This window comes from Corynebacterium tuberculostearicum, from assembly GCF_046097465.1.
Classification (GTDB): domain Bacteria; phylum Actinomycetota; class Actinomycetes; order Mycobacteriales; family Mycobacteriaceae; genus Corynebacterium; species Corynebacterium tuberculostearicum_I.
The window spans coordinates 1,844,708-1,867,943 of record NZ_CP175799.1 but is presented as its reverse complement, the minus strand read 5'-3'; the positions used below and the strand labels follow the sequence as shown (position 1 = coordinate 1,867,943).

The window sequence follows — 23,236 nt, the reverse complement described above, 5'->3', positions numbered from 1 at the left end:
GTCCTCCTTTATGGAAAGGCTTATCAATCTTCCCTCCACTGTACCGCGCGGCGATGAACTTATTCCTGCCTCGCTATAGATAAAGGGGTAGATTGTGGGCATGCTTGATTACACGATTACTCGTAACGATAACCCTACGTCCGCGGAAGAATTGAGCGATATCCTCGCCAATCCCGGCTTTGGCAAGCACTTTACAGACCACATGGTCACCATTGACTGGACCGAAGAAAAGGGATGGCACGATGCTAAGGTGCGCCCGTACGGTCCGATGAGCATGGCCCCGGCCAGCAACGTATTCCATTATGGGCAGGCTATCTTTGAGGGCATCAAGGCCTACCGTCAGCCGGATGGTTCTATCGCTACTTTCCGGCCAGACCACAATGCGCAGCGCTTTATCAACTCCGCTGAGCGCCTGGCTATGCCCGAGCTTCCGCAGGAGGAGTTTATCGAGTCTCTGCGCCAATTGGTGGAAGCGGATCAGGACTGGGTACCAGAAGCCGGCGGGGAAGCAGCGCTGTACCTGCGCCCGTTTATGATCTCCACCGAGGTCTCCTTGGGTGTTCACCCCGCCAATTCCTACCGCTATGTGCTCATTGCCTCCCCAGCGGGTTCCTACTTCAGCGGCGGGATCAAGCCGGTTTCGGTGTGGCTATCCACCGACTACGTGCGCGCAGCCCCTGGCGGCACCGGCGCGGCCAAGTTTGCGGGCAACTACGCAGGCTCGCTCTTGGCGCAGGCCCAGGCAGATGAAAAGGGCTGTGACCAAGTGGTCTGGTTGGACGCCATTGAGCGCCGTTACATCGAGGAGATGGGCGGAATGAACCTGATGTTTGTGTATGGCTCTGGTGATAGCGCGGAGATTGTTACACCAGAACTATCGGGCTCCTTGCTGCCCGGCATTACCCGCGAATCCCTGTTGCAGGTAGCGCAGGATTTGGGCTACACGGTTACCGAGCGCCGCATCACTACCGAAGAGTGGCAGCGCGATGCCGAATCCGGCGCTATGTCAGAGGCCTTTGCCTGTGGCACTGCCGCAGTTATCACTCCGGTGGGTCACGTAATGGGAGATTCTGCGGATTTCCAGGTCAATGGCAACGAAGCGGGGGAGATCACCATGGCCCTGCGCGAGCGCCTCACCGGAATCCAGCGCGGCGCAGTGGAAGATTCCCACGGTTGGCTCCATACCCTAGTGAAGTAGTCCCCCGCTTAGGCCTCCGCGGCGATCTCCACTCCGGTGAGCAGCATCGGCAGCGCCGCGAGCGCGCCGAGCGCAGGTTGTGGCTCCATTCCCAGTTCCATCAGGGGGTGGAGCCCTAGCTTTTCCAGTGCCAACTTGTGCGCAGGGGCAGTGGACAGCGTGGTGGCGAAGAGCCAGTCTTTCACACCGGGATTATCGCGCTCAGCAAGAAGCGCGGCGGTGGCGGTCAAGGGGGCGTCGATAAGCAGGGGCGTACGGCGCTCCGCGGCCCGGGCAATGAACCCCACCGTGGCTGCTAGCACGGTGGACTGGCACGATTCCACCAGCTCCATGCCCTCGAGGTTGCGTGCGCGGAACATGGCGTCCCGGATAGCGCAAACCTCGCGCTTCCAGTCTTCCACGCTGCGCTGCTTGCCGACGATCACTACCGGTTCCGTTTGCGTCATAGTTGCCATTACCACGGCCGGTACTCGTGCGAGCTCTTCGCCGCCGGGAATGAGTAGGTCAGCCCCGGCATCAATTTCCGCATCCGCTGTTTCGGCTCCAAGGCTGTAGGCCTGGGAATAATCCGTCACGGTGACTACATTCAGCCCGGCCTCGGCGCGACGCGCGGCGGTCTCAGCAGCTGAAAGCGAGGTCTCTTGATCCGCGAAAATCACGGCCCGCACGCGCCGCGGCTCATGGGCAGGCGCCGCGCCTTGGCAAGCAGCCAGCCATTGAGCGGCGTCGGTCAGGCGCCCCCAAGGGGCGAGCCGTGCGTCCTGTGCGGTATGTGCCTGCTTATCGGGCTGCGCAATGGCCATGAGTAGCCCTCCCTAAACGTCAGCGCCGAGCTCCACGCGGGGGCGCGGGATGCGCCACTTGCGCGGCTGGCTGGCGCGAGAATACGCATAAAAACCAAGGCTAAAGCCGGCTTCGGTGGTGCCAGGGAATTTGGCGCGCACGGCATTATTGCAGCGGCGGGCCAAAATGACGCCCTCGATGGCGAAGATAACGAGGATAACCATCGCTACCGCATTGATGATCGTCGCAATGCTGGGTACCGCGTAGGTCAAGAACATGACCACGATGAGCACCAAGGCCATCGGCATGACCCAGTTGCTCAGGCTGCGGCGGGCATCCACCCAATCGCGTACATAGGCGCGCACCTCACCCTGGTCGCGCGCGGGCAGGAAGCGCGGATCGCCTTCTGCCATGCGAGCCTGCTGCTCGCGGTTGGCCTGCTGACGCTCTTGGCGCTCCTTCTTCTTATATTCCTTCCACTCGTCCTTGCTCATGGACTTCTTCATGTCCTTGCGGTGCTGGTAGCGCTGCGCATCGGACATGCCATGGGGATCGCGCTTTACGCCGCGTGCAATCTCTTGCTCTGCGCGCTTTGGCGTAGGACGACCCTTCGGTGGGGTATAGCCCTTGCGCTGGGGCACTTCCTGAACTTCTGCCTGAGCTTTGTCCTGTACAGGAGCAGGCTCAGTGGAGGTCTTGTCATCTTTTTGCCACGGGAGTTTCACGCTCCTCACACTACAAGGTTTAGGTGTGAATAGGGGAATAGGCCCGGCGCAGATGGTGTTGAAGGTATGGGCTACCTTTTCCCACCTGAACTAACCGGGTAGGGTAGTGGCAACGAATCCAATACTTATTGAGGAGAAGTGATGACCGCTCCAGCTTCCGCAACCGGCGTCATTCTGACCGAAGCAGCAGCCGCAAAGGCAAAGGCGCTGCTTGATCAGGAAGGCCGCGACGATCTCTCCCTGCGCATTGCCGTACAGCCTGGTGGCTGCGCTGGCCTGCGCTACCAGCTCTACTTTGATGACCGCACCTTGGATGGTGACAAGGTTGACCAGGTAGGCGGCGTAAACCTCGTTGTGGACAAGATGTCCGTTCCCTACCTGACCGGTGCCAAGATTGACTTCGCTGACACCATTGAGTCCCAGGGTTTCACCATTGATAACCCGAATGCCACCGGCTCTTGCGCTTGTGGCGATTCCTTCAACTAAATAGAAGGACAGAATAAGAGGGTGGGTGCCACTGGCACCCACCCTCTTTGTATGTGTGGAAGGCTCTTAGAGCTTGACTGGGTAGTCGCGCTGCTCGATCTGTGGATCGATGCGCTTTTCCACAAAGATGCCGTGCCAGATCATAAAGGACAGGACCGTCCACAAACGGCGGGAGTGATCGGAAACACCATCGCGGTGCTCCTTGAGCATCTCGAGGACTTCCTTCTTGTTGAAGATGTCCTCGGTCTGGGACTCATTGATGGTGTCCTGAGCCCAACCATATAGCTCATCGCCGGCCAGCCAGTGGCGCATCGGCACTGGGAAGCCCAGCTTCTTGCGGTGCAGAACATGCGCTGGGACGATCTGCTCCATGGCCTTGCGCAGGGCGTACTTGGTGGTGCCGTGAGAAATCTTCAGGTCATAAGGGATGGACTCGGCAACCTTGAAGACTTCCTTGTCCAAGAATGGCACGCGCAGCTCCAGCGAGTTGGCCATATTGATCTTATCGGCCTTGACCAGGATGTCACCGCGCATCCAGGTAAATAGATCCAAATGCTGCATGCGGGCAACCGGATCAAAGTCTTCGGACTGGGCGTAGATGGGGGCGGTAACCTCGCGGTGGTCCCATTCGCGCTTTGCCCACGGGATAACGCGCTGCATCTGCTCAAAGTTGAAGGAACGAGCGTTTCCGTAGTAGCGCTCTTCCATCGTCATCGAGCCGCGATTAAGCAGAGACTTGCCCTTCATGCCCTCGGGTAGAACCTGGGAGAGCTTGCCCAGACCGCGGCGCAGTGGGGAAGGGATCTTCTCAAATGGGGCGAGGGATAGTGGTTCCTTGTAGATAGTGTAGCCGCCAAAGAGCTCGTCCGCGCCCTCGCCGGAAAGAACTACCTTGACGTGTTTGCGGGCCTCCTGCGCCACAAAGTACAGCGGGACCAGCGAGGGGTCAGCCACCGGATTGTCCAGGTACCACATGATCTTTGGGATGGACTCGGCATATTCTTCGGGGGAGACAATCTTGACGATGTGCTCCACACCAATAGCTTCCGCGGACTCTGCTGCGACATCGACCTCAGAATAGCCCTCGCGCTCGAAGCCGGTGGTAAAGGTCAGTAGATCCGGGTTGTGGCGCTTGGCCAGGGTGGCAATAGCGGTGGAGTCAATGCCGCCAGATAGGAAGGAACCCACGGTGACGTCGGCACGCATGTGCTTAGCGACGGAATCTTCCAGCGCCTCTGCAATGCGGTCAAATAGCTGCTGCTCTTCGCCCTGCTTTACCTGTTGCACAGGGAAGCGAGGCTTGAAGTAGCGCTCGGAGACGACATCTTCGCCCGGGCGAAGAGTGACAGTGCAGCCGGATTCAACGCGGCGAATATTCGCGTGGAGGGATTCTGGCTCTGGGACGTATTGCAGATCGACGTAGTGCTCAATGGCGCGTCGGTCAAGGTTGAGCTCTAGACCAATCTCGTCTGCCATTTCAAGGATGCACTTCATTTCGGAAGCGAAGACGGTTCCTGCTGGGGTGGTGGCGTAATACAGTGGCTTGATGCCAAATTGGTCGCGAGCGGCAAACATCGTCTTGGTGTGGGTGTCCCAGATGACGATGCCGAACATGCCGCGCAGATGGTTGACTACGTCCTTGCCCCAGTGGTGGTAGCCCACCACGATGGGCTCGCCATCGCCCTCGGTGTGGAAGGTGTAGCCGAGGCCCTTGAGCTCTTCGCGCAGCTCCACGTAGTTGTAGATTTCGCCGTTAAAGGTCATGGCGTAGCGGTCGGGCTCGTCCTCCGGGCCCCAGCGGAGGGGCTGGTGGGAGTGCTCCAAGTCAATAATGGACAGGCGGTTGAAGCCGAAGGCGGCATCGCCGTCATGCCAGGTGCCGGCCGCATCTGGGCCGCGGTGGCGCATGCAGGGCAGGGAACGTTCCAGCGCGTCAACGTACTGATCTACGTTGCCTGTGGCGGCGAGCATGCCAAGAAGTCCGCACATGAAAAGATTGCTCCTTATATATAAGCGTCTATTGCTAGTCACCCACTTTACGGCCAGAGAGCGTGAAACCAGAACACGCCACGGCTTAAGGAAACCTGCCGACTGCCTTGGAATAAGCTTCCCCGATAGGGGTGCGAACTTTCGGATGATGGTTCCGCCCGATTCCTGTGAATTGGCGCACATGGATCCTGTGGATGCTGGGGGTGCGGTTGGAACATTGTGCAGGTGGGGCGGTAACCTACCAGAAGGAGAATATGAAATGAGTGCACTAGGTGCCCTTTTATGCCTTTAAACAGGCTGGGAATCTGGCAGTTATCCTCTATTCTGATTGGGTAAGAGTGCTCTGTGAGTATTCGAGAAGTTTTGTGTGGACAGAAAGGCAGAACACACGTGGGACAGCGTAATAAGCGCACCTTTGCCCGCAAGGCGGGCGTAGCTGGCGCACTTGCCCTGGGTGGACTCGCTCTGGCAGGTTGTGACGTTCAGGCGCCAACTGCTGTAGAGAACCTCCTGGGATTCGGTTGGCCGAAGGGTATTACCCCTGAGGCAGAGGCCATGTACAACTTCTGGATTTGGGTCTGGGTTGCGGCATGGATCGTTGGTTTTATTATGTGGGGCCTGTTCCTCACCGCAATCTTCCGCTGGAGCGCGAAGAAGGCAAAGAAGGATGGCAAGGGCGAGTTCCCGCGCCAGATCCAATACAACGTTCCGCTGGAGATGGTTCTGACCATCGTCCCGATCCTCATCATTATGGGCCTGTTCTTCTTTACCGTTCAGACTCAGCAGAAGGTCACCGCCTTGGATAAGGATCCGAAGGTTGTCGTTGACGTTACTGCGTTCCAGTGGAACTGGAAGTTCGGTTACGCCGAGAATCACGTCAATGGTGAGAACTACGACGGTGCCGACAAGGAGCGTCAGGCTGAGGCAGAGAAGACCGCTCACGACCCTGAGGGTGTAGATAACCCGAACCCAATCCACGGCAAGTCCATGGGCGACCTTTCCTACTTGAACTACAACAAGATTGAGACCGTCGGTACCACCGAAGAGGTTCCGGTTCTGGTTCTTCCTTCCGATACTGCGATTGAGTTCCGCCTCGCTTCCGGCGACGTGTCCCACGCATTCTGGGTACCGGAGTTCTTGTTTAAGCGCGACGTCTACGCACACCCAGAGGCAAACGCTCAGGAGCGTAGCTTCCAGGTGGAAAAGATTGAGAAGCAGGGCGCATTCGTTGGCCGTTGTGCCGAGATGTGCGGTACCTACCACTCGATGATGAACTTCGAAATTCGCGTTGTCTCTCCGGAGGACTTCAACACCTACCTGAAGTTCCGTGAGGACAACCCAGAGGCCACCAACGCGGAAGCCCTGGAAGAAATCGGCCAGGACCCATATGCGGTAACCACCCACCCGTTCTCCGGCGAGCGTGACACCGCTAAGGGCGACAACTACGTAAACACCGCGGCATAAGAGATAAGGACACAACACAATGCGTGCAACATCGAAAGTCTTTTACTCAATCGCGACGTACCTTCTTGTCTCGCTGATTGTCTACATCTTCGGCGTCACCTTCGTTAAGGACGATGGCTACCTCTACGGTGCCGAGTGGGTTGGCATCGTGGGCATGTTCCTTGCCTTCCTGCTGTGCATGATGCTGGGTGCTTACCTTCACTTCACTGATGACCGCAGTGACGTCCTGCCAGAGGATTGGGAAGAGGCAGAAACTGAAGATGCCGCTGGCATCCTTGGCTTCTTCTCCCCAGGCTCCATCTGGCCGCTGGCTATGACTGGCGCCATTGGCCTTCTTGGCTTGGGAATCATCTTCCTCTACTTCTGGCTGATTGCCCTCGGCGCTGTCTGCCTCATCGCAGCCTGCACCGGCCTGTCCCTGCAGTACGGCCTGCCGAAGGAAAAGCACTAATTCCTTGATGTAAGGGAATCCCTGCCTAAAACTTCTCCGCCCTCCTAGTTATCATGGCTAGGAGGGCTTTGGCGATCCAGCGTCGTTCGCGGCGCAAGAAAGTTCCCGAGAGTTTCAAAAAGTTTTACCGGTGGGGGAGGCGTGGCTGATCTTGCTGCATGTTCGCGATAGCGTTTCTTCTGCATTCTGGCACGTAAAAGCCGATTTTTGCGGGGGTCGTTCGAAAGTTGTAAAGCAGGGCGTTTGGGGGGCTCGTGGAGTGTGATTTATCTCTCCAGGCAGCGGGGTTCGGGTACACGGACGGGTGCATCGATAAGTGGGGGCGTCGGGTGGCCGGGGTGCTTCGGAATTTCAGGGTAGGGCCCGACGTGTGGTGTCACCTGCATCAATGGGGCGTCGGAAAGCGGGGCGAAAAGTTCCCGTTTGGAAAAATAAAGTTTTTGACTCTGACTTGCTGGCCTTTTGCTGGACGAAGCATCAAAAAAGAATAGAGAAAGCGGGGGGAATCGAGGTGACTTTAGCGCCCAGAACAGCCATAATAGCCACTGTGACGAGCGTAGTTTCTAACCAAGGTATGACAGCACCACGTGCTGCCTCGCTGAACCGACCCAATATGGTCAGCGTGGGCACCATCGTGTTCCTGTCTCAGGAATTGATGTTCTTTGCCGGACTGTTCGCGATGTGGTTTACCTCGCGAGCTAACGGTCAGGAAGGCGATTGGGCGGAGCACACCGCTCATATCAACCTGCCCATGGGTTTCCTCATTACGGCAGTGCTGATTTCTTCTTCTGTGACCTCGCAGTTCGGCGTGTTTGCCGCAGAAAGGGGTGACGTTTACAAGCTTCGACTCTGGTACACCGTGACGCTGGTACTGGGCGTTGTGTTCCTGGGCATCATGGCGTTTGAGTGGACCGAGTTGATTCACGCAGGTGTGACTGTGCAGTCCAGCGTCTTTGGTTCGGTGTTCTACATCATCACCGGCTTCCACGCTGCACACGTGACCGCGGGTCTGATTTCTTTTGCAATCATCCTCGCGCGCGTTGCTAAGTCCAAGTTCACGCCGGCACAGGCGACCGCAGCAATGGCAGTGTCCTACTACTGGCACTTCGTTGACGTTGTGTGGATCGGCGTCTTCACCGTTATTTACTTGGTCCAGTAGCACTGGCCAAGATCCCCAAACAGTCCTCCCGTGTTCGAGTTATCTAAAGGAAAATGATGGATAACAATTCGCAGTCCGTGGCAGTGGAGCAGACCACTGCGGCGGCTAAGAAGACCCGCCGTCGCCGCAAGGCGAAGCGTACCCTTGCCGGTGGCTTCGCTTTGGCGATTGGCCTGTCCGGTGCGGGCGTCTTGGCTTCTGCCTTGACCCCGGACGCACAGGTCGCCACGGCGGAAAAAGATGACCAAGCCCTCGTCCAAGAGGGTAAGGACATCTATGACACCGCTTGTATCACCTGCCACGGTGCCAATCTGCAGGGCATCGAAGGTCGCGGTCCGTCCCTCGTTGGTATCGGTGCTGGCTCCGTGTACTTCCAGGTGCACTCCGGCCGTATGCCGATGATGTCTAACGACGCCCAGGCAGAGCGTAAGGCTCCTCGCTACACCGAGCAGCAGACTCTGGCCTTGGCTGCATATGTTGCAGCCAACGGCGGCGGCGCAGACATTGTCTACAACGACGACGGAAGCGTTGCTCAGGAATCGCTGCGTGGTGCTAACTACAATGGCGAAATCCAGGCAGAAGACGTAGCGAAGGGCTCCGAGCTCTTCCGCATGAACTGCGCTTCCTGCCACAACTTCACCGGCCAGGGCGGCGCCCTGTCCTCCGGTAAGTTCGCTCCGGAGCTGGCTCCGGCAAGCGAGCAGGAAATCTACCAGGCAATGCTGACTGGTCCGCAGAACATGCCTAAGTTCTCCGACCGCCAGCTCACCGCAGATGAGAAGAAGGACATCATTGCCTACCTCAAGTCTGCAAAGGAAACTCCTTCCCCAGCAGGTTGGGACCTCGGCGGTCTTGGCCCAGTAGCGGAAGGCCTGGCAATGTGGATTATCGGCATTAGCGCCCTGTGCGCTGCCGCTATGTGGATTGGATCGCGCTCATGAGCAATGTGAAGAAGAATTACACTAACGCTGAGCTCGACAAGATGAGCAACGATGAACTCGCTGCTCTTGGTACCGAGCTCGACGACGTCACCGTTGCGTTCCGCAAGGAGCGCTTCCCAGTCGAAGGTGACCCGGCTGAAAAGCGCGCTGGACGTAACGTTGCTATCTGGTTGTTCCTGTCCGTCATCGGAGGCCTCGGATTCCTCGGCGTTTACCTGTTCTGGCCGTGGCAGTACAAGCAGCTAGGGGAGGAGGGCCACATTTGGCACACCCTCTACACCCCTCTGCTGGGTATTACTGCAGCCCTCGCAATTTGCGGCTTGGGCATCGCCATCGTTCAGTACGTTAAGAAGATTCTCCCTGAGGAGATTTCCGTTCAGCGTCGTCACGACGGTCCTTCCGAAGAAGTTGACCGCCGTACCCTGACCGCTCTTCTGAACGATTCTTGGAAGACCTCCACTCTGGGTCGCCGCAAGACCGTTCAGGGTCTGTTGGGCGGCGCCGGCGTTCTGTTCGGTCTTACCGTGATTGCTCCGCTGGGCGGCGCAATTAAGAACCCTTGGAAGGTTCGCCACAATATGAACTATGCCGGTGACGGCACTCTGTGGACTTCCGGTTGGACCATGCACAATGAAGGCGTCAAGCTCTACCTGGCGCGCGACACCGGTACTATCGCCGAGAAGCACTCTGGCGAAACCGGTGAGCACTACAGCACCAAGGGTGTTACCCGCTTGGTTCGTGTGCGCCCGGAGGATCTGGCGGCAGGCGGCATGGAGACCGTCTTCCCGCTGGCAGAAGAAGACGTTAACGATGGCGACAAGTACGATGCCGAGCGCGATGTCTACGAGCACCACATGCACTCGATTCACGGCAACCGCAATGCGGTCATGCTGATTCGCCTGCGTCATAATGACGCTCAGAAGGCAATCGAGCGCGAAGATCAGGAAGACTTCCACCACGGCGATTACTACGCCTACTCCAAGATCTGTACCCACATCGGTTGCCCGACCTCTCTGTATGAGGCGCAGACCAACCGAATCCTGTGCCCGTGCCACCAGTCGCAGTTCGACGCTTTGCACTACGGCAAGCCGGTCTTCGGCCCGGCTGCCCGTGCACTGCCACAGCTGCCTATCACGGTGGATGACGAGGGCTACCTCGTTGCACAGGGCAACTTCATTGAGCCTGTCGGCCCGGCATTCTGGGAGCGTAAGTCATAATGAGCAATAAACTCGCCCAAATGGGCAACAACATGGATGAGCGCTATAGCGCCGCCGGCGTGCTGAGGACTCAGCTGAACAAGGTCTTTCCGACCCACTGGTCCTTCATGCTTGGTGAGATGGCGCTGTACAGCTTCATCATTCTTGTACTGACCGGTATCTACCTGGCGCTGTTCTTCGACCCTTCCATCACCAAGGTCATTTACGACGGCACCTATGCACCGCTTAATGGTGTAGAAATGTCCCGCGCATACGCCACCGCGCTGGATATCTCCTTCGAAGTTCGTGGTGGCTTGTTCGTGCGCCAGATGCACCACTGGGCAGCTTTGCTGTTCATGATGTCCATGGTTGCGCACATGCTGCGCATCTTCTTCACCGGTGCATTCCGCCGTCCGCGTGAGGCAAACTGGATTATCGGTTGCGCACTTATCCTGCTGGGCATGATCGAGGGCTTCCTTGGTTACTCCCTGCCGGACGACCTGCTTTCCGGTGTTGGTCTGCGAATCATGTCCGCCATCATCCTGGGCCTGCCGATTATCGGCACCTGGCTGCACTGGGCAATCTTTAGCGGTGACTTCCCGTCTGACCTGATGCTGGATCGTTTCTACATCCTGCACGTTCTGGTTATTCCGGGCATCATCCTTGGCCTGATTGCAGCCCACCTGATTATGGTTTGGTTCCAGAAGCACACCCAGTTCCCTGGACCGGGTCGTGCAGAGAACAACGTGGTTGGCGTCCGCATTATGCCGGTCTTCGCCACCAAGGCTATTGGTATGGGCATGATGGTTGCTGGCGTACTGGCGCTGATGTCTGGTCTGCTGACCATCAACGCCATCTGGACGCTTGGACCTTATAACCCATCCCAGGTTTCCGCTGGTTCTCAGCCGGATATTTACATGCTGTGGACTGACGGTGTTGCCCGTGTCATGCCGGCATGGGAGCTCTACCTCGGTAACTACACCATTCCTTCCGCGTTCTGGGTAGCTCTGCTGTGTGGCCTCATGGTCGTCCTGCTTATGTCTTACCCGTTCTTGGAGAAGAAGTTCACCGGTGACGATGCACACCACAACCTACTGCAGCGTCCGCGCGATGTTCCTACCCGCTCCGCTATTGGTGCGGCTGCCATCGTGTTCTTCCTGCTGGTTACCCTGTCCGGTGGTAACGACCACGTGGCACACTTCTTCCAGATTTCGCTGAACGCAATGACCTGGGTTGGTCGTATCGGCCTCATCGTGCTGCCACCGATTGCGTACTTCATGACCTACCGCATTTGCGTTGGTCTGCAGCGCTCTGACCGTGAGGTGCTGGAGCACGGTATTGAAACCGGCGTTATCAAGCAGATGCCGAATGGTGCCTTCATTGAGGTTCACCAGCCACTCGGCCCGGTTGACGCCGAAGGCCACCCGGTTCCGCTCGAGTACGCAGGCGCTCAGGTGCCGAAGCAGCTCAACCAGCTTGGCTTTGCGGACTCCGAGACTCAGGGCACCTTCAGCCCTGATGATCCGGCCCTCATGCACCGAGTACACGAAATCCACTCGGATAACCACGACGAGGAAGCGGAGATGTTCCGCCGCCTCAACGAGGCTAACCGCCGTGAGGACGAGGAAAACGGCCGCATCTAACCGCTTTTCCTGAGGACTTCTCGAAACACGCTCACAGACCCGCCCTTGCTCCTATTAAAGGAGCAAGGGCGGGTCTTGCGTATGTAAAGATCAATTCCGAACCCAGTCCTTATTCTTCTAGCTGCAACAAGAGATTTTGAAGGGGGAGCTGTTGCGCTTCTGTGAGTCTTTATGAATCTTGAAGCATTTGAAGGGCTGCTGCTGAAGCTTGTTGTGTAGTCGGTTTAGTACGTGTTCTGGTGCGCGAATTGTCGGTGGTTAGTGGTTCTCTCATGCTTTATAGCTTTAGGAGCCTAGTGCGTGGGCTCAGATGGGTGTGGATGCCGGAAGTCTTTGTTTGCTGGAAGCACGTTTCGCTCGTCGATTGAGCGCGTTAGGGGGCGTCGGAAAGCGGTTTAGCTAGAACCACCGCAAGGAAAGGCGGCAAAGCGGGGCGCAGTTGCGATGAAAACTAGGCTCTAGGCGTGCGGTAGAGGAGTCAATTGGTGGGGAAGAAGGGGCTGTCAAAATGTCTTAGTGCTGAAAGTCACAATTTAGAATTCTCTTAATTGTTAAGCGTTTTCTTAGTAAGGGTAATTCTTGGTCGGGTGTCTGTCATCCTCTGTCGTTTGTGCAGCTTGTGACCTTAAAGCATCAAGTTCTGGTGGGAACTAGCGTCCATGCGGAGGTTAAATCTCGACAAGGTCAACAGAAGGTAACGAAGCGATAACAAACGTTATTTTGGTGTCGCGAATGGACATTGCTTGTGATGATTTCGTAACCTATTCGAGACATTGAGTTACCGCCCGAAAAGGTGCTCAATCTAAACAGAAGAATTACAGCGCCGCATCTGGCCCCTCCTACTGAGGGGCCGAGTGGAGGAAATCCTAAAGGAACGGATTCCCAACGAACGCTAGTCCCCCAGGGTCAGAGCTTCCTTTACAAGGGGAGTAGGCGCGCAGGAAGATTTGGAGTTTTACTCATGGCACAGCACCGTCGTCAGGGCATGAAGAACACCCGTCGCATCGCATCTACTGCAGCACTGGCTGCAACCGCCGCCGTCGTCGCACCGGGCGTCGCACAGGCAGCAGAGGTCGTCGTACCTAATACTGACTACCGCTTTGAGGTAGCAGGTCTGGAAAACGTCCCGAACATTGACCAGGTTCCGAACATTGACCGCTACGTTCCGTCCCTGGGCAAGGTTTCTAACCAGCAGAACACCAACTACGCAGCAGCTGGCCACAAGCAGGCCGCTCCGGCACAGCAGACCGTTGGCCAGAAGGCACTGGCTGCAGCACGCTCCGTCATCGGCTCCCCGTACGTATACGGCGCCGCTGGCCCGAACGCCTTTGACTGCTCCGGTCTGACCAGCTGGGCATACGCTCAGGCTGGCAAGCAGATCCCGCGCACCTCTCAGGCACAGGCTGCCGCCGGAACCCCGGTTCCCCTGGATCAGCTGCAGCCAGGTGACATCATTGCTTACTACGGTGGCGCTTCCCACGTTGGTATCTACACCGGCCACGGCACCATCATCGACGCCCTTAACTCCGGCGTCCCGGTTCAGGAGCGCGACCTGAACTACATGCCGATTCACTCCGCAGTTCGCTTCTAAGAAGCGGCGGATCTTGCCCTCCCCTTCGCGGGGAGGGCTTTGTCGTGCATTAGGGGGTAAAACCCGCTATAGTAAGTACGATTTTTAAAATTTTCTAAGTCTAAGGGTCCTTACGTGTCTAAACGAGTACTTCCTGCAGCTGCACTTGTAGCGGCTCTTGCTGTTACGTCGGTTTCTGGGATTTCGCAGGTGGTTGCGCAGGAGGCGGCTCCGCAACAGGAGGGCGCCACCGAGGATGTAGACGCCTTGGTAGAGCGCGTTGGCGAAGTCGCGCGCAAGGTTTCTGCCAAGAACGAAGAAGTAAAAGAGCTCGAGGTCAAGCTCGAGGAAAAGCAAGCTGAGGTCGCTGAATCTGAGCAGGCCGCCGCTGAGGCACAAACGCGTGCGGACGATGCAAAGGGCGATGTTTCCACCCAGCAGGACCGTGTCAATGGCATCGCGCAGTCGCGCTACCGCGGTGATTCCCGTTCGGCAGTGTCTGGTGCCTTGGCCGCGGAAGATCCTTCCGATGCGGTAGAGCGCATGGGCTACCTCGGTGCGCTGTCCCGCAAGGCCCAGCGCACCCTTGATGCGAAGGCTAATGCCGCCTCCATGGCGGAAGAGGAAAAGCATAAGGCTGCCGACGCCGCTGCGAAGGTGCGCGAGGAAAAGAAGGCGCTGGAAGAGCAACGCGAGGAGCTTCTCAAGGAAAAGGAGGAGCTGGAAAAGCAGCAAAGGGACATCGAAAAGCAGGTGGATGCTCTCGATGATCAGCAGCGCGAGGCCTGGGAAGGCCAGTTCGGCGGATCTGATAAGCCGGATATGGATCTGGGTGAAGTAGCTGACGGTGCTGCCTCTGCTGCCTTGTCCAAGTTGGGTGCTCCGTATGGTTGGGGTGCGGCTGGACCCGATCAGTTTGACTGCTCTGGATTGATGTTCTGGGCATATCAGCAGATTGGTAAGTCCATTCCGCGTACGTCGCAGGCTCAGATTGCTGGTGGCACGTCGGTACCGTTGGAAGACCTACAGCCGGGCGATATCGTGGGTTATTACCCTGGGGTAACGCACGTTGGTATGTACATCGGTAATGGGCAAGTGGTCCATGCCTCCACTTATGGTGTGCCTGTTCAGGTAGTACCGCTGAAGTCCATGCCGATTACTGGAACGGCGCGGTACTAAGTGGCCCGCGTTCTGCTGGTAACTAATGACTTTCCGCCCAAGATTGGCGGGATTCAGTCTTACCTGCGCGATTTCGTAGCAACCTTAGATCCGCGCGATGTCGTGGTCTTTGCCTCTACCCAGGATTCGCCGGCGGAATTCGATGCCGCGGTGGACTACAAGGTTATCCGCTGGCCTCGCCGCGTGATGTTGCCGACGCCCGCCACAGTGCGTCGGATGCAGGAGATCATCCGCGCAGAAGATATTGATATCGTCTGGTTTGGTGCAGCCGCGCCCCTTGCTTTGATGGGCAAGGCCGCAAAAGAGGCGGGGGTCACCCGTGTGGTAGCTACGACGCACGGGCACGAAGTGGGGTGGTCGATGGTGCCCGTGGCTCGGCAGTGCCTGCGCCGCATTGGTGACCATGCTGACGTGATTACCTATATCTCCGACTACACCCTGCGTCGGTTGCGTCGACCATTTGGACCGAATCCGCGCTGGGAGCACCTGCCTTCCGGAGTGAGCGTGGAAGGCCTTTCTCCAGCCACGCCGGAGCAACGCGCAGCGGCAAAAACTGAGTTTGGAGTCGACGGGCCGACCATCGTCTGCATTTCGCGGTTCGTTCCACGCAAGGGGCAGGATCAGCTTCTCCGCGCTATGCCTCTAGTGCGTGAAGAATTTCCGGATGCGCAGCTCTTGCTCATCGGGCGCGGACGCTACCGCGCGGCTTTAGAACAGTTGGCGGAAATCTACTGTCCAGACGCAGTGATTCAGGAAGCGGAAAGCATTGAGACTGCATTGCATGCAGCGGATGTATTTGCCATGCCGGCACGCACCCGTGGCGGTGGGCTAGACGTCGAGGGCTTGGGAATCGTGTATTTGGAGGCCCAAGCGTGCGGCTTGCCGGTTGTCGCTGGAGACTCCGGTGGCGCACCGGAGACGGTAACGGGGGAGACGGGGGTCGTCGTCAAGGGCGGAGCTGTGCCGGAACTAGCTGGAGCGTTGAAAGCTCTCTTGGCCGACCCGCAGCGTAGGCTTCGCATGGGGCAGGCGGGGCGTCGCCATGTGGAAGAGAATTGGACGTGGCGGATAATGGGGCAGCGATTGCGGCAGCTGATGTCTTGATGTGACCCTAACCCGGTTGTCGGTATATTCTGTTATGCATGCTTAAGAATAACTCCGCCGATCTGACTATCGGCTTCGACGTCGGTGGCACCAACGTGCGCGGCGGAGTGATCACTCGGGAGGGTGAGATTCTCGCGAGCCGCACGGTTCCTACTTCCATGGACGCCGAGCAGCTGGAAGCGGATATTGTGGGCATCGTCGATGAGCTGCGCGCTGACTATGAGGTAGACGCCGTTGGTCTCGCCTTGGCAGGATTTTTGGATCCTACATGCGAGGTAGTGCGCTTCGCCCCGCACCTTCCCTGGCGGCACGCCAATGTCCAGGAATCGCTCTCGCAGAAGCTCGGTATGCACGTGCGTTTGGAGCATGATGCCAATTCCGCCGCGTGGGGTGAGTGGTGCTTTGGTGCTGGCCGGGGTGCGGAGGATTGGGTTTTCTTTGCGGTAGGAACAGGTATCGGCGCCACGCTGATGACGCATGACACCATCTACCGCGGTGCGTTTGGTACCGCCCCAGAATTTGGGCATATCGTGGTAGTCCCTAATGGCCGGCAGTGCTCCTGCGGCAAGCGCGGCTGCTTGGAACGCTATGCCTCTGGTACCGCGTTGCCGGATACCTGCGCTGATCTGCGAGGAAGCTATGAGACTTCGCTGCCGGATGATCCCACAGGCAAGGAAATTACCCAGGCGGCGCGGCGCGGAGATCCACTTGCCGTCGCGGTGATGGAAGATTTCAGCCGGTGGCTGGGCCAGGGCCTTTCCATTGTTGCTGATGTGTTGGATCCGGAGCTCATCGTTCTCGGAGGCGGCGTATCCCAAGATGCGGACCTCTATCTCGAGGGCGCTGCCCAAGCCATGGGGCAGGATATTGTCGGGGCAGGGCATCGCCCCCTCGCACGTGTTGCCACCGCAGAATTAGGGTCGGCAGCGGGTATGATTGGCGTAGCCGATTTGGCCCGCAGCGGCCGTTAAAACTAACAAAGGACGACCTGGCGATGAAAAACAAGTGGTACTGGGCTTTTAAGCACATCTTCTTCGGACCCGCCCTGCGAGTATGGAATCGCCCGTGGACCGAGGGCATCGAGAAAATCCCCGCTGAGGGTCCTGCGATTTTGGTGTCGAATCACCAGGCCGTCATGGATTCCTTCTTCTTTCCTTTGGTGTGCCCGCGCCAGATCACGTTTCCGGCTAAGTCGGAATACTTCACCACTCCGGGTCTTGTCGGCAACCTGCAAAAGTGGTTCTTTACCTCGGTAGGCCAGGTCCCCATTGAGCGCGATAGCGAGGACGCAGGCGACGCCATCGTGGAAACCGCAGAGGGTATTTTGTCCCGCGGCGATCTCTTCGGTATCTATCCGGAAGGAACTCGTTCCCCAGATGGCCGTGTGTACAAGGGCCGTACCGGCATGGCGCGCATCGCCATGGAGACTAATCAGCCAGTATTTCCCATTGCGATGATCAATTCGCGCAAGGCCAATCCCATTGGCTCGTGGATTCCCCGTCCATTTAAGGTTGGCGTGCGGGTAGGAGACCCCATTTGGCCGCATGAGTGGGCCAAGGAGCGCGGGATGAATCCGGCCGAGCATGAGACTATCCGCGCCTTCACGGATTTTGTGATGCGCGATTTGGCCGAGCTGAGCGATAAGCCTTATGTTGATGTGTACGCCTCCGATGTGAAGGCTTCGCTTAAAGCCGGCCATGGTTACCCCGCCGGCGCCGAATACAAGGGGAGGTAATCACTATTCCCAAGGCCCGCTTAGCTTGGCCAGATACCGCTAAAGGCGTATCCATTATCGGCGTGGTGCTCTTGCACGTCACGCTGGTGGTTCCGGAAGGTGAGCTAACGTGGTTGGCTGACCTAAACATGTGGCTGGACCCGCTCCGCCTACCCTTGTTTTTCCTCGTATCCGGCTATTTCTCTACCAAGATCTTTCGCTATTCTTTCAGCGAGCTTTTTACCCGCCGCCTTTGGTTTTTTCTCGTGCCCTATACGGTGTGGATGACCGTTGAGCTGTGGACTAAGCGCATCGAGTACCACTGGGTATTTGGTGATCCTTATCTGCAGCTTACGGATCTGCTCTATAACCTGCTGCTGGGCCATACCATGGCGTGGTTCATTCACGCGCTTATCTTTTTCAATATATTTTTGTGGGCCGTACGCAAGTTGCCCGCGTGGGCAGGCATTGGCCTGAGCTTTGCACCGCTGCTGTTTATAGCGTGGCAGGATCATTATTACTTTATTGGCAAGGCAATCATGTTCTTGCCCATCTTCGTCGGTGCAGCCTATCTCCGCGGGCCTATTACGCGGTTTGCCGACGCCGCCGAAGCACCCTTTAAAGGCACCTTCCGCAAGGGCTCTATGTGGGCATATGGCGCGGCAATCATCAGCTACATCGCGGGACTTACCATTCGGCACACCTGGAATGCCGTCGAAGGCGAGGTAGCGGTGCAGTGGCCTCTGCCAGGCGGGGACATTCTTGGCCGAGGCGATCTAGACCTGTTGATCCGCTTTGCGGAGCAGACACTTGAAACCCCAGCGGGCATCGTTGGTGCTGTGCTTATTAGCCATGTTCCGGCTCTGTCCACTTTTGTAAAGTTCGTGGGCCGGCATACCCTGCCCATCTACTTGGCCCACCCAATCGGCATGACGCTGGGGTACGGCTTCTTCATGGCCCACCGCGATTATGTGGTGAGCCTTGCTGGCCAGTGGCCGATGGAAAACACCTGGTTCTGGATCGGAATGTGCTTCTTCTACTCCGCTGCGGCGTCGGTAGCGCTCTGGGTCCTCGGGAAGGTCCCTATCCTTGGCTGGACGCTGGTTCCGCCGCGGATTGATAAGCGCCGGCCCGTCGTAGAGCCAATGGTAGCGAGCAAAGAACCAGCAGAGCGGTAACGATGGCGTAGTCATTGCCCACAATGTGCTGCCACCATGCCCAGTTCAGCTCTTGGTCATTGGCATGGGGGACGAGCCAATGGCCGCGGGCCAAAAGCGCCAGCCACGTCAGCGCCCCGAGCGCCCAGTGGCGCCGCGCCACTAGCAGCACGCCCGCCAATACTAGCCAGGTGAAGTGGTGTGACCATGACACCGGCGAGCACAGGAGCGATACTGAAGCGGCCAGCAGCATGAGTACCGCCTGGTTCTCGTGGGAGAGGCGCTCCATAGCAAACCACACGATGGCAACGACGAGGACTACGGCTACAAGCCACAGCTTTTCAGCGTGTTCGGGGACTAGGCGGCTAAAGAAACCGCGCAGGGATTGGTTGGAGCTATAGGCAAGTCCACCTATGCGGTTGGAATCGCGCAGCGTTTCGCTCCAGTACTGGATGGAGCTATGCGGATTGCAGGCGAAGGCGATGAGCCCAGCTGCCAGAAAGGAACCCAGGGCGCTGAAAAATGCGCGCCATTCGCGGCGGACGAAAAATACGGCGAGAAATACCGCAGGGGTGAGCTTGATCGCCATAGCGATGCCGGTAAGCACGCCCCTGCCGCGTCCGGGGCGCAGCCAGAGGATATCGACCACGACGAGTGCGGTGAGCAGGATGTTGACCTGCCCGAAGCTAAAGGTCTCCGTTACCGGCTCCGTAAGCATTGCCGCTAGCAGCGCCCAGCCTGCCCAGCCAGGGCAATCAACGGCGCGCAGAACCAAGGCTATGCAGCCCCACAGCGCAAGAAAGGAGGCGATAGAAACCAGGATGCTTGCAGCAGTGAGGGGAATCCAGCTCAGTGGGGCAAAGAGCAGCGCCGCAAAGGGCGGATAGGTGAAGGGAAGAGAGACATCGCGATTGCTGCCAACGAGGTAGTCCTTGGAATAGAGGTCGCTGCCAAAGCCGGCCCCGCCTTCGCGGTAAACGTCCAGGTCAATGTGGTAATACGTGGAAAAATGGCCGGAGAAAAGCTCCGGAATATCAATGAGCCACCAAAGGGCCACGAGGGCAGAGAGGCACAAGGGCAAAGCAGTAAACCACAAAGATTTCTTCACGCCAGAAGTCTACAACCGTCTCTTTAAGGGGCCAATTTATCGCCGCAGACTAGGCGGCACTAGGCTTGGGAGACGTGCGCTACTTCTATGACACCGAATTTATCGAAGATGGACAAACCATTGAATTGGTCTCCATCGGCATCGTCGGTGAGAATGGCAGCGAGTACTACGCCGTGTCTACGGATTTCGATCCGTCCAAGGCCAATTCTTGGGTCAAAGACAATGTACTGGCCAAGCTGCCCAGCCCGCGGGACCCAGTATGGAAGCCTCTGGAGACCATTCGCGCGGAGGTCTTCGAGTTCCTGACCCAGAGCTCAACTCCGGTAGAGCTGTGGGCGTGGGTGGGCGCCTATGATCATGTGGTTTTGGCGCAGCTGTGGGGCGATATGGCCGGACTGCCAAAGCGCATGCCACGCTATACCCGCGAGCTGAAGCAGTATTGGGAGTTTGCGGGGCGTCCCAGCCTGCCGGCCGTGCCTAAGGGCAATCACGATGCGCTTGTCGACGCCCGCCATAACCTCGCCAAGTTCCGAGCCTGCGCCCAGGTGCTTCCGCTGTCTAAGGGTAATAGAATTAATATCTAGAATTTAACTAACTCGCGATAGGCGCTTGATGGTTAAATAGCAGTGTGAGTTGGACAGTAGATATTCCGCAAGGCGTTCTGCCAGACCTTCCGCCATTGCCCGCCGGCATCGACGAGGTCTTCCAGGACGTCATCAAGCGTGACGCAAAGCAGCAGCCCAGCTGGGATACTTCCCAGGCCGATAACGTGCGCAAGATTCTCGAGTCCGTGCCGCCCATCGTGGTTGCGCCCGAGATCGAGGCGCTCAAGAAGAAGCTGGCAGACGTTGCCTTGGGTAACGCCTTTTTGCTGCAGGGTGGCGATTGCGCGGAGACCTTTGAGTCCAATACTGAGCCGCATATCCGTGGCAATGTGAAAACGCTGCTGCAGATGGCCGTGGTGTTGACCTATGGCGCATCCGTTCCCGTGGTTAAACTCGGCCGCATCGCTGGCCAGTACGCCAAGCCACGTTCTTCCGATACGGACTCCAATGGTTTGCTGAACTACCGCGGTGACATTGTCAACGCCGTGGAGCCGACCGATGAGGCTCGTCGCCACGACCCAGCCCGAATGATCCGCGCTTACGCGAACTCTTCGGCGGCAATGAACCTCGTGCGTTCTTTGACCTCTTCCGGCACTGCGGATCTCTACCGCCTGCATGAGTGGAACCGCGAGTTCGTGCGCAATTCCCGCGCTGGTGCCCGCTACCAGGACTTGGCCCGGGAGATCGAAAACGGCTTGAACTTCATGAATGCCTGTGGCGTGCACGATGACACCCTGCGCTCGGCCGATATCTACTGCTCGCACGAGGCATTGCTGAAGGACTACGAGCGCTCCATGCTGCGCTTGGGCCAGGACAATAACGGCGATACCAAGCTTTACGATCTCTCTGCACACCAGGTGTGGATTGGTGAGCGCACTCGTGGCATCGAAGATTTCCACGTGAACTTTGCGGCGATGATTGGTAACCCAGTGGGCATCAAGCTGGGGCCGGGCGTCACCCCGGAGCAGGCCGTGGAGTACGCGGAAAGGCTGGACCCGAATCGCGAGCCAGGCCGCCTGACCATGATTTCGCGCATGGGACACGATAAGGTGCGCACGGTTCTGCCTGCCATTGTCAAGGCAGTGGAAGACTCCGGCCACAAGGTGGTATGGCAGTCCGACCCGATGCACGGCAATACCTTCACCGCTTCTAATGGCTACAAGACTCGCCACTTTGACAAGATCGTGGATGAGGTCCAAGGCTTCTTCGAGGTTCACCGCGAACTGGGTACCCACCCGGGTGGCGTACACCTTGAGTTCACCGGTGAAGACGTCACCGAGTGCTTGGGCGGCGCCGAGGACATTACCGACGTGGATCTGCCGGGCCGCTACGAGTCGGCCGTGGATCCGCGCCTTAATACTCAGCAGTCGCTCGAGCTGTCCTTCCTTATCGCGGAGATGCTACGTAACTAAATCCACAGGTGCGGCGTCGCGCCGTAGAGCGAGGAGCCGAACCACCACCCGCCGATAGCCACCGCGCCCACCGCAATCGCGACCACTACTAAGTACAGCACTAGTGACAGCGGATTGCGGTTGGTCAGCGGACGCTCGGCGGGTTCTTCATGCGCGCTCTGGACCGGCTGCTCGGGGACAGGAGCAGGTACCGGTGCAGGCGCAGAGGCAGCTGCCGGCGCAAATGGTTCGAGTGGGGGCTCGGACGCGGAATACGGCTGTGCCTGGGGTTGTGACAATGGTTGCGGCTCCGGTTCAGGAGCGGCCCCGGCCTGTGGCAAATCCAGTTTCGTCTCAAAGCTAAGGCGCTGCGGCGGGATGACTTCAGTCGGGCCGCCGTCGAGATGCTCCGTTTCGCCCTGAGGAATGCTGCGGGTGGGTTCGAAAATTTCCGTGGCCCCAGTGCCAGAAAAATCCGTGGGTGCTTGTGCCGTGCGCGCCGCGGCAGCGTTCCTTGGCACGGGGATGGTCACGTCCGGAAGATCGAGCTCCCGGCAGACATCATCGAGCGCCTCGAGGAATTCTCCGGCGTCGGCGAAGCGCTCGCGGGGATCGCGGGCGGTGGCGGTGGCCACGAGGGCGTCGACAAGCTTGGGCACCCCAGAAATCCGCGAGGACGGCGCGGGGACGTCGGAATCCAAGCGGGCAGTGGCGTGCGCCAGGGGAGTATCCCCCGAAAAAGGAACGGTGCCGGTAAGAAGCTCGAAGAGGACAATGCCGGCTGAATAGACATCAGAGGCTGGCGTAATTTCTTCGCCCGTGACCTGCTCCGGGGCGAGGTAGGATACGGTGCCCACAATCATGTCCGAGGTAGCCTCGGCATTGGTGGCACGCACCAGCCCAAAATCGCCCACCTTTACCCGGTGGTGGGAGGTAATAAGCACATTATCGGGCTTGATGTCGCGGTGGATGAGCCCGGTCGAGTGCACCTCTTCCAAGCCGCGCAGCACATTGCGCAGGGTAGAGGTGGCCGCCTGCACCGGAAAGGGGCCGCCCTCGGCCAGTAGCTCGCGTAGCGTACCGCCGTCGATGAGCTCCATGATGAGATAAATGGGCTCGCCGTCGGCGGAAAAATCGTGAATAGCTACGAGATTGGGATGCTGCAGGCGGGCCATGGCGCGAGCCTCGCGAGAAAAACGCTTGATAAAGACCGGGTCATCGGAATAGCGCTCGTCCATGACCTTGGCCGCGACCGCTCGCCCCAGCCGCATGTCCACGCAGCGATAGACGGTAGACATGCCACCGCGGGCAATGGGGCGATCGATCCGGTAACGATTCTCCAGAACGTCACCAATTTCCAACCTAGTCATGCT

The 23,236-nt window shown here is 58.1% G+C and carries 21 protein-coding genes; 16 read left to right on the top strand and 5 right to left on the bottom strand.

What is annotated here, in order from left to right:
* Positions 1–100 precede the first annotated feature (100 nt).
* A complete protein-coding gene (locus tag ACKFRX_RS08860; RefSeq protein WP_316128115.1) occupies positions 101–1,198 on the top strand; it encodes a branched-chain amino acid aminotransferase in 1,098 nt (365 codons plus the stop codon).
* Positions 1,199–1,206: 8 nt separating this feature from the next.
* Here ACKFRX_RS08860 and ACKFRX_RS08855 read toward each other — a convergent pair whose 3' ends face one another.
* Together ACKFRX_RS08855 and ACKFRX_RS08850 are read right to left on the bottom strand one after the other, a co-directional pair.
* On the bottom strand, positions 1,207–2,001 hold the full coding sequence (locus ACKFRX_RS08855; RefSeq protein WP_316128116.1) for a nicotinate-nucleotide--dimethylbenzimidazole phosphoribosyltransferase: 795 nt from the start codon (positions 1,999–2,001) through the stop codon (positions 1,207–1,209).
* A 12-nt stretch (positions 2,002–2,013) separates the two neighbouring features.
* On the bottom strand, positions 2,014–2,706 hold the full coding sequence (locus tag ACKFRX_RS08850) for a DUF3043 domain-containing protein (RefSeq protein ID WP_040425198.1): 693 nt from the start codon (positions 2,704–2,706) through the stop codon (positions 2,014–2,016).
* A gap of 141 nt (positions 2,707–2,847) precedes the next feature.
* On the opposite strand from ACKFRX_RS08850, the gene ACKFRX_RS08845 reads away from it, so the two are divergent.
* A complete protein-coding gene (locus ACKFRX_RS08845) occupies positions 2,848–3,192 on the top strand; it encodes an iron-sulfur cluster assembly accessory protein (protein WP_005324455.1) in 345 nt (114 codons plus the stop codon).
* A gap of 66 nt (positions 3,193–3,258) precedes the next feature.
* Here the strand turns inward: ACKFRX_RS08845 and asnB are convergent, their stop codons facing one another.
* Positions 3,259–5,181 (bottom strand): asparagine synthase (glutamine-hydrolyzing), encoded by a 1,923-nt coding sequence (asnB, locus tag ACKFRX_RS08840; protein WP_408927685.1) that lies wholly within the window; start codon positions 5,179–5,181, stop codon positions 3,259–3,261.
* Positions 5,182–5,571: 390 nt separating this feature from the next.
* On the opposite strand from asnB, the gene ACKFRX_RS08835 reads away from it, so the two are divergent.
* The 12 genes from ACKFRX_RS08835 to ACKFRX_RS08780 all read left to right on the top strand — a co-directional run bounded on the left by ACKFRX_RS08835 (position 5,572) and on the right by ACKFRX_RS08780 (position 18,780).
* On the top strand, positions 5,572–6,645 hold the full coding sequence (locus ACKFRX_RS08835; protein WP_005324460.1) for a cytochrome c oxidase subunit II: 1,074 nt from the start codon (positions 5,572–5,574) through the stop codon (positions 6,643–6,645).
* A 19-nt stretch (positions 6,646–6,664) separates the two neighbouring features.
* A complete protein-coding gene (locus ACKFRX_RS08830) occupies positions 6,665–7,096 on the top strand; it encodes a cytochrome c oxidase subunit 4 (protein ID WP_005328946.1) in 432 nt (143 codons plus the stop codon).
* A 574-nt stretch (positions 7,097–7,670) separates the two neighbouring features.
* Positions 7,671–8,255 (top strand): heme-copper oxidase subunit III, encoded by a 585-nt coding sequence (locus ACKFRX_RS08825; protein WP_179386734.1) that lies wholly within the window; start codon positions 7,671–7,673, stop codon positions 8,253–8,255.
* Positions 8,256–8,308: 53 nt separating this feature from the next.
* Positions 8,309–9,196, top strand: coding sequence for a c-type cytochrome (locus tag ACKFRX_RS08820; protein ID WP_005324465.1), 888 nt, complete (start codon positions 8,309–8,311; stop codon positions 9,194–9,196).
* On the top strand, positions 9,193–10,413 hold the full coding sequence (locus ACKFRX_RS08815) for a ubiquinol-cytochrome c reductase iron-sulfur subunit (protein ID WP_408927684.1): 1,221 nt from the start codon (positions 9,193–9,195) through the stop codon (positions 10,411–10,413). Before ACKFRX_RS08820 ends, ACKFRX_RS08815 begins: the two co-directional genes overlap by 4 nt.
* Complete coding sequence (locus ACKFRX_RS08810; protein ID WP_408927683.1) at positions 10,413–12,035, top strand: cytochrome bc complex cytochrome b subunit; 1,623 nt, start codon at positions 10,413–10,415, stop codon at positions 12,033–12,035. Before ACKFRX_RS08815 ends, ACKFRX_RS08810 begins: the two co-directional genes overlap by 1 nt.
* Positions 12,036–12,996: 961 nt before the next feature.
* Positions 12,997–13,626: a C40 family peptidase gene (locus tag ACKFRX_RS08805; RefSeq protein WP_005324468.1), complete on the top strand. Its 630-nt coding sequence runs from the start codon at positions 12,997–12,999 to the stop codon at positions 13,624–13,626.
* Positions 13,627–13,740: 114 nt separating this feature from the next.
* Positions 13,741–14,784 (top strand): NlpC/P60 family protein, encoded by a 1,044-nt coding sequence (locus ACKFRX_RS08800; protein ID WP_408927682.1) that lies wholly within the window; start codon positions 13,741–13,743, stop codon positions 14,782–14,784.
* The gene (locus ACKFRX_RS08795) at positions 14,785–15,888 is read left to right on the top strand and encodes a glycosyltransferase family 4 protein (protein WP_408927681.1); all 1,104 of its coding nucleotides are present in this window, start codon (positions 14,785–14,787) and stop codon (positions 15,886–15,888) included.
* A 38-nt stretch (positions 15,889–15,926) separates the two neighbouring features.
* The gene (locus ACKFRX_RS08790; protein WP_408927680.1) at positions 15,927–16,859 is read left to right on the top strand and encodes an ROK family protein; all 933 of its coding nucleotides are present in this window, start codon (positions 15,927–15,929) and stop codon (positions 16,857–16,859) included.
* Positions 16,860–16,882: 23 nt separating this feature from the next.
* Positions 16,883–17,623: a 1-acyl-sn-glycerol-3-phosphate acyltransferase gene (locus ACKFRX_RS08785; RefSeq protein WP_005328940.1), complete on the top strand. Its 741-nt coding sequence runs from the start codon at positions 16,883–16,885 to the stop codon at positions 17,621–17,623.
* Between the two features lie 62 nt (positions 17,624–17,685).
* Positions 17,686–18,780, top strand: a complete 1,095-nt coding sequence (locus ACKFRX_RS08780) for a hypothetical protein (RefSeq protein WP_053087544.1) — start codon at positions 17,686–17,688, stop codon at positions 18,778–18,780.
* On the opposite strand, the gene ACKFRX_RS08775 is transcribed toward ACKFRX_RS08780, so the two are convergent.
* Entirely contained in the window at positions 18,686–19,867 is a 1,182-nt protein-coding gene (locus ACKFRX_RS08775; protein WP_049377665.1) for a glycosyltransferase 87 family protein, read from the bottom strand. The two genes, ACKFRX_RS08780 and ACKFRX_RS08775, sit on opposite strands and share 95 nt — an antisense overlap.
* 74 nt (positions 19,868–19,941) lie before the next feature.
* Between ACKFRX_RS08775 and ACKFRX_RS08770 the strand changes: the two genes are divergently transcribed.
* Together ACKFRX_RS08770 and ACKFRX_RS08765 are read left to right on the top strand one after the other, a co-directional pair.
* Positions 19,942–20,451 carry a polyadenylate-specific 3'-exoribonuclease AS gene (locus ACKFRX_RS08770; protein WP_204611416.1) on the top strand — a complete coding sequence of 170 codons (510 nt, stop codon included), beginning with the start codon at positions 19,942–19,944 and terminating at the stop codon, positions 20,449–20,451.
* 44 nt (positions 20,452–20,495) lie between these two features.
* A complete protein-coding gene (locus tag ACKFRX_RS08765) occupies positions 20,496–21,884 on the top strand; it encodes a class II 3-deoxy-7-phosphoheptulonate synthase (protein ID WP_250408646.1) in 1,389 nt (462 codons plus the stop codon).
* Here ACKFRX_RS08765 and ACKFRX_RS08760 read toward each other — a convergent pair.
* On the bottom strand, positions 21,881–23,233 hold the full coding sequence (locus ACKFRX_RS08760; RefSeq protein ID WP_408927679.1) for a protein kinase domain-containing protein: 1,353 nt from the start codon (positions 23,231–23,233) through the stop codon (positions 21,881–21,883). The two genes, ACKFRX_RS08765 and ACKFRX_RS08760, sit on opposite strands and share 4 nt — an antisense overlap.
* Positions 23,234–23,236: the final 3 nt, after the last annotated feature.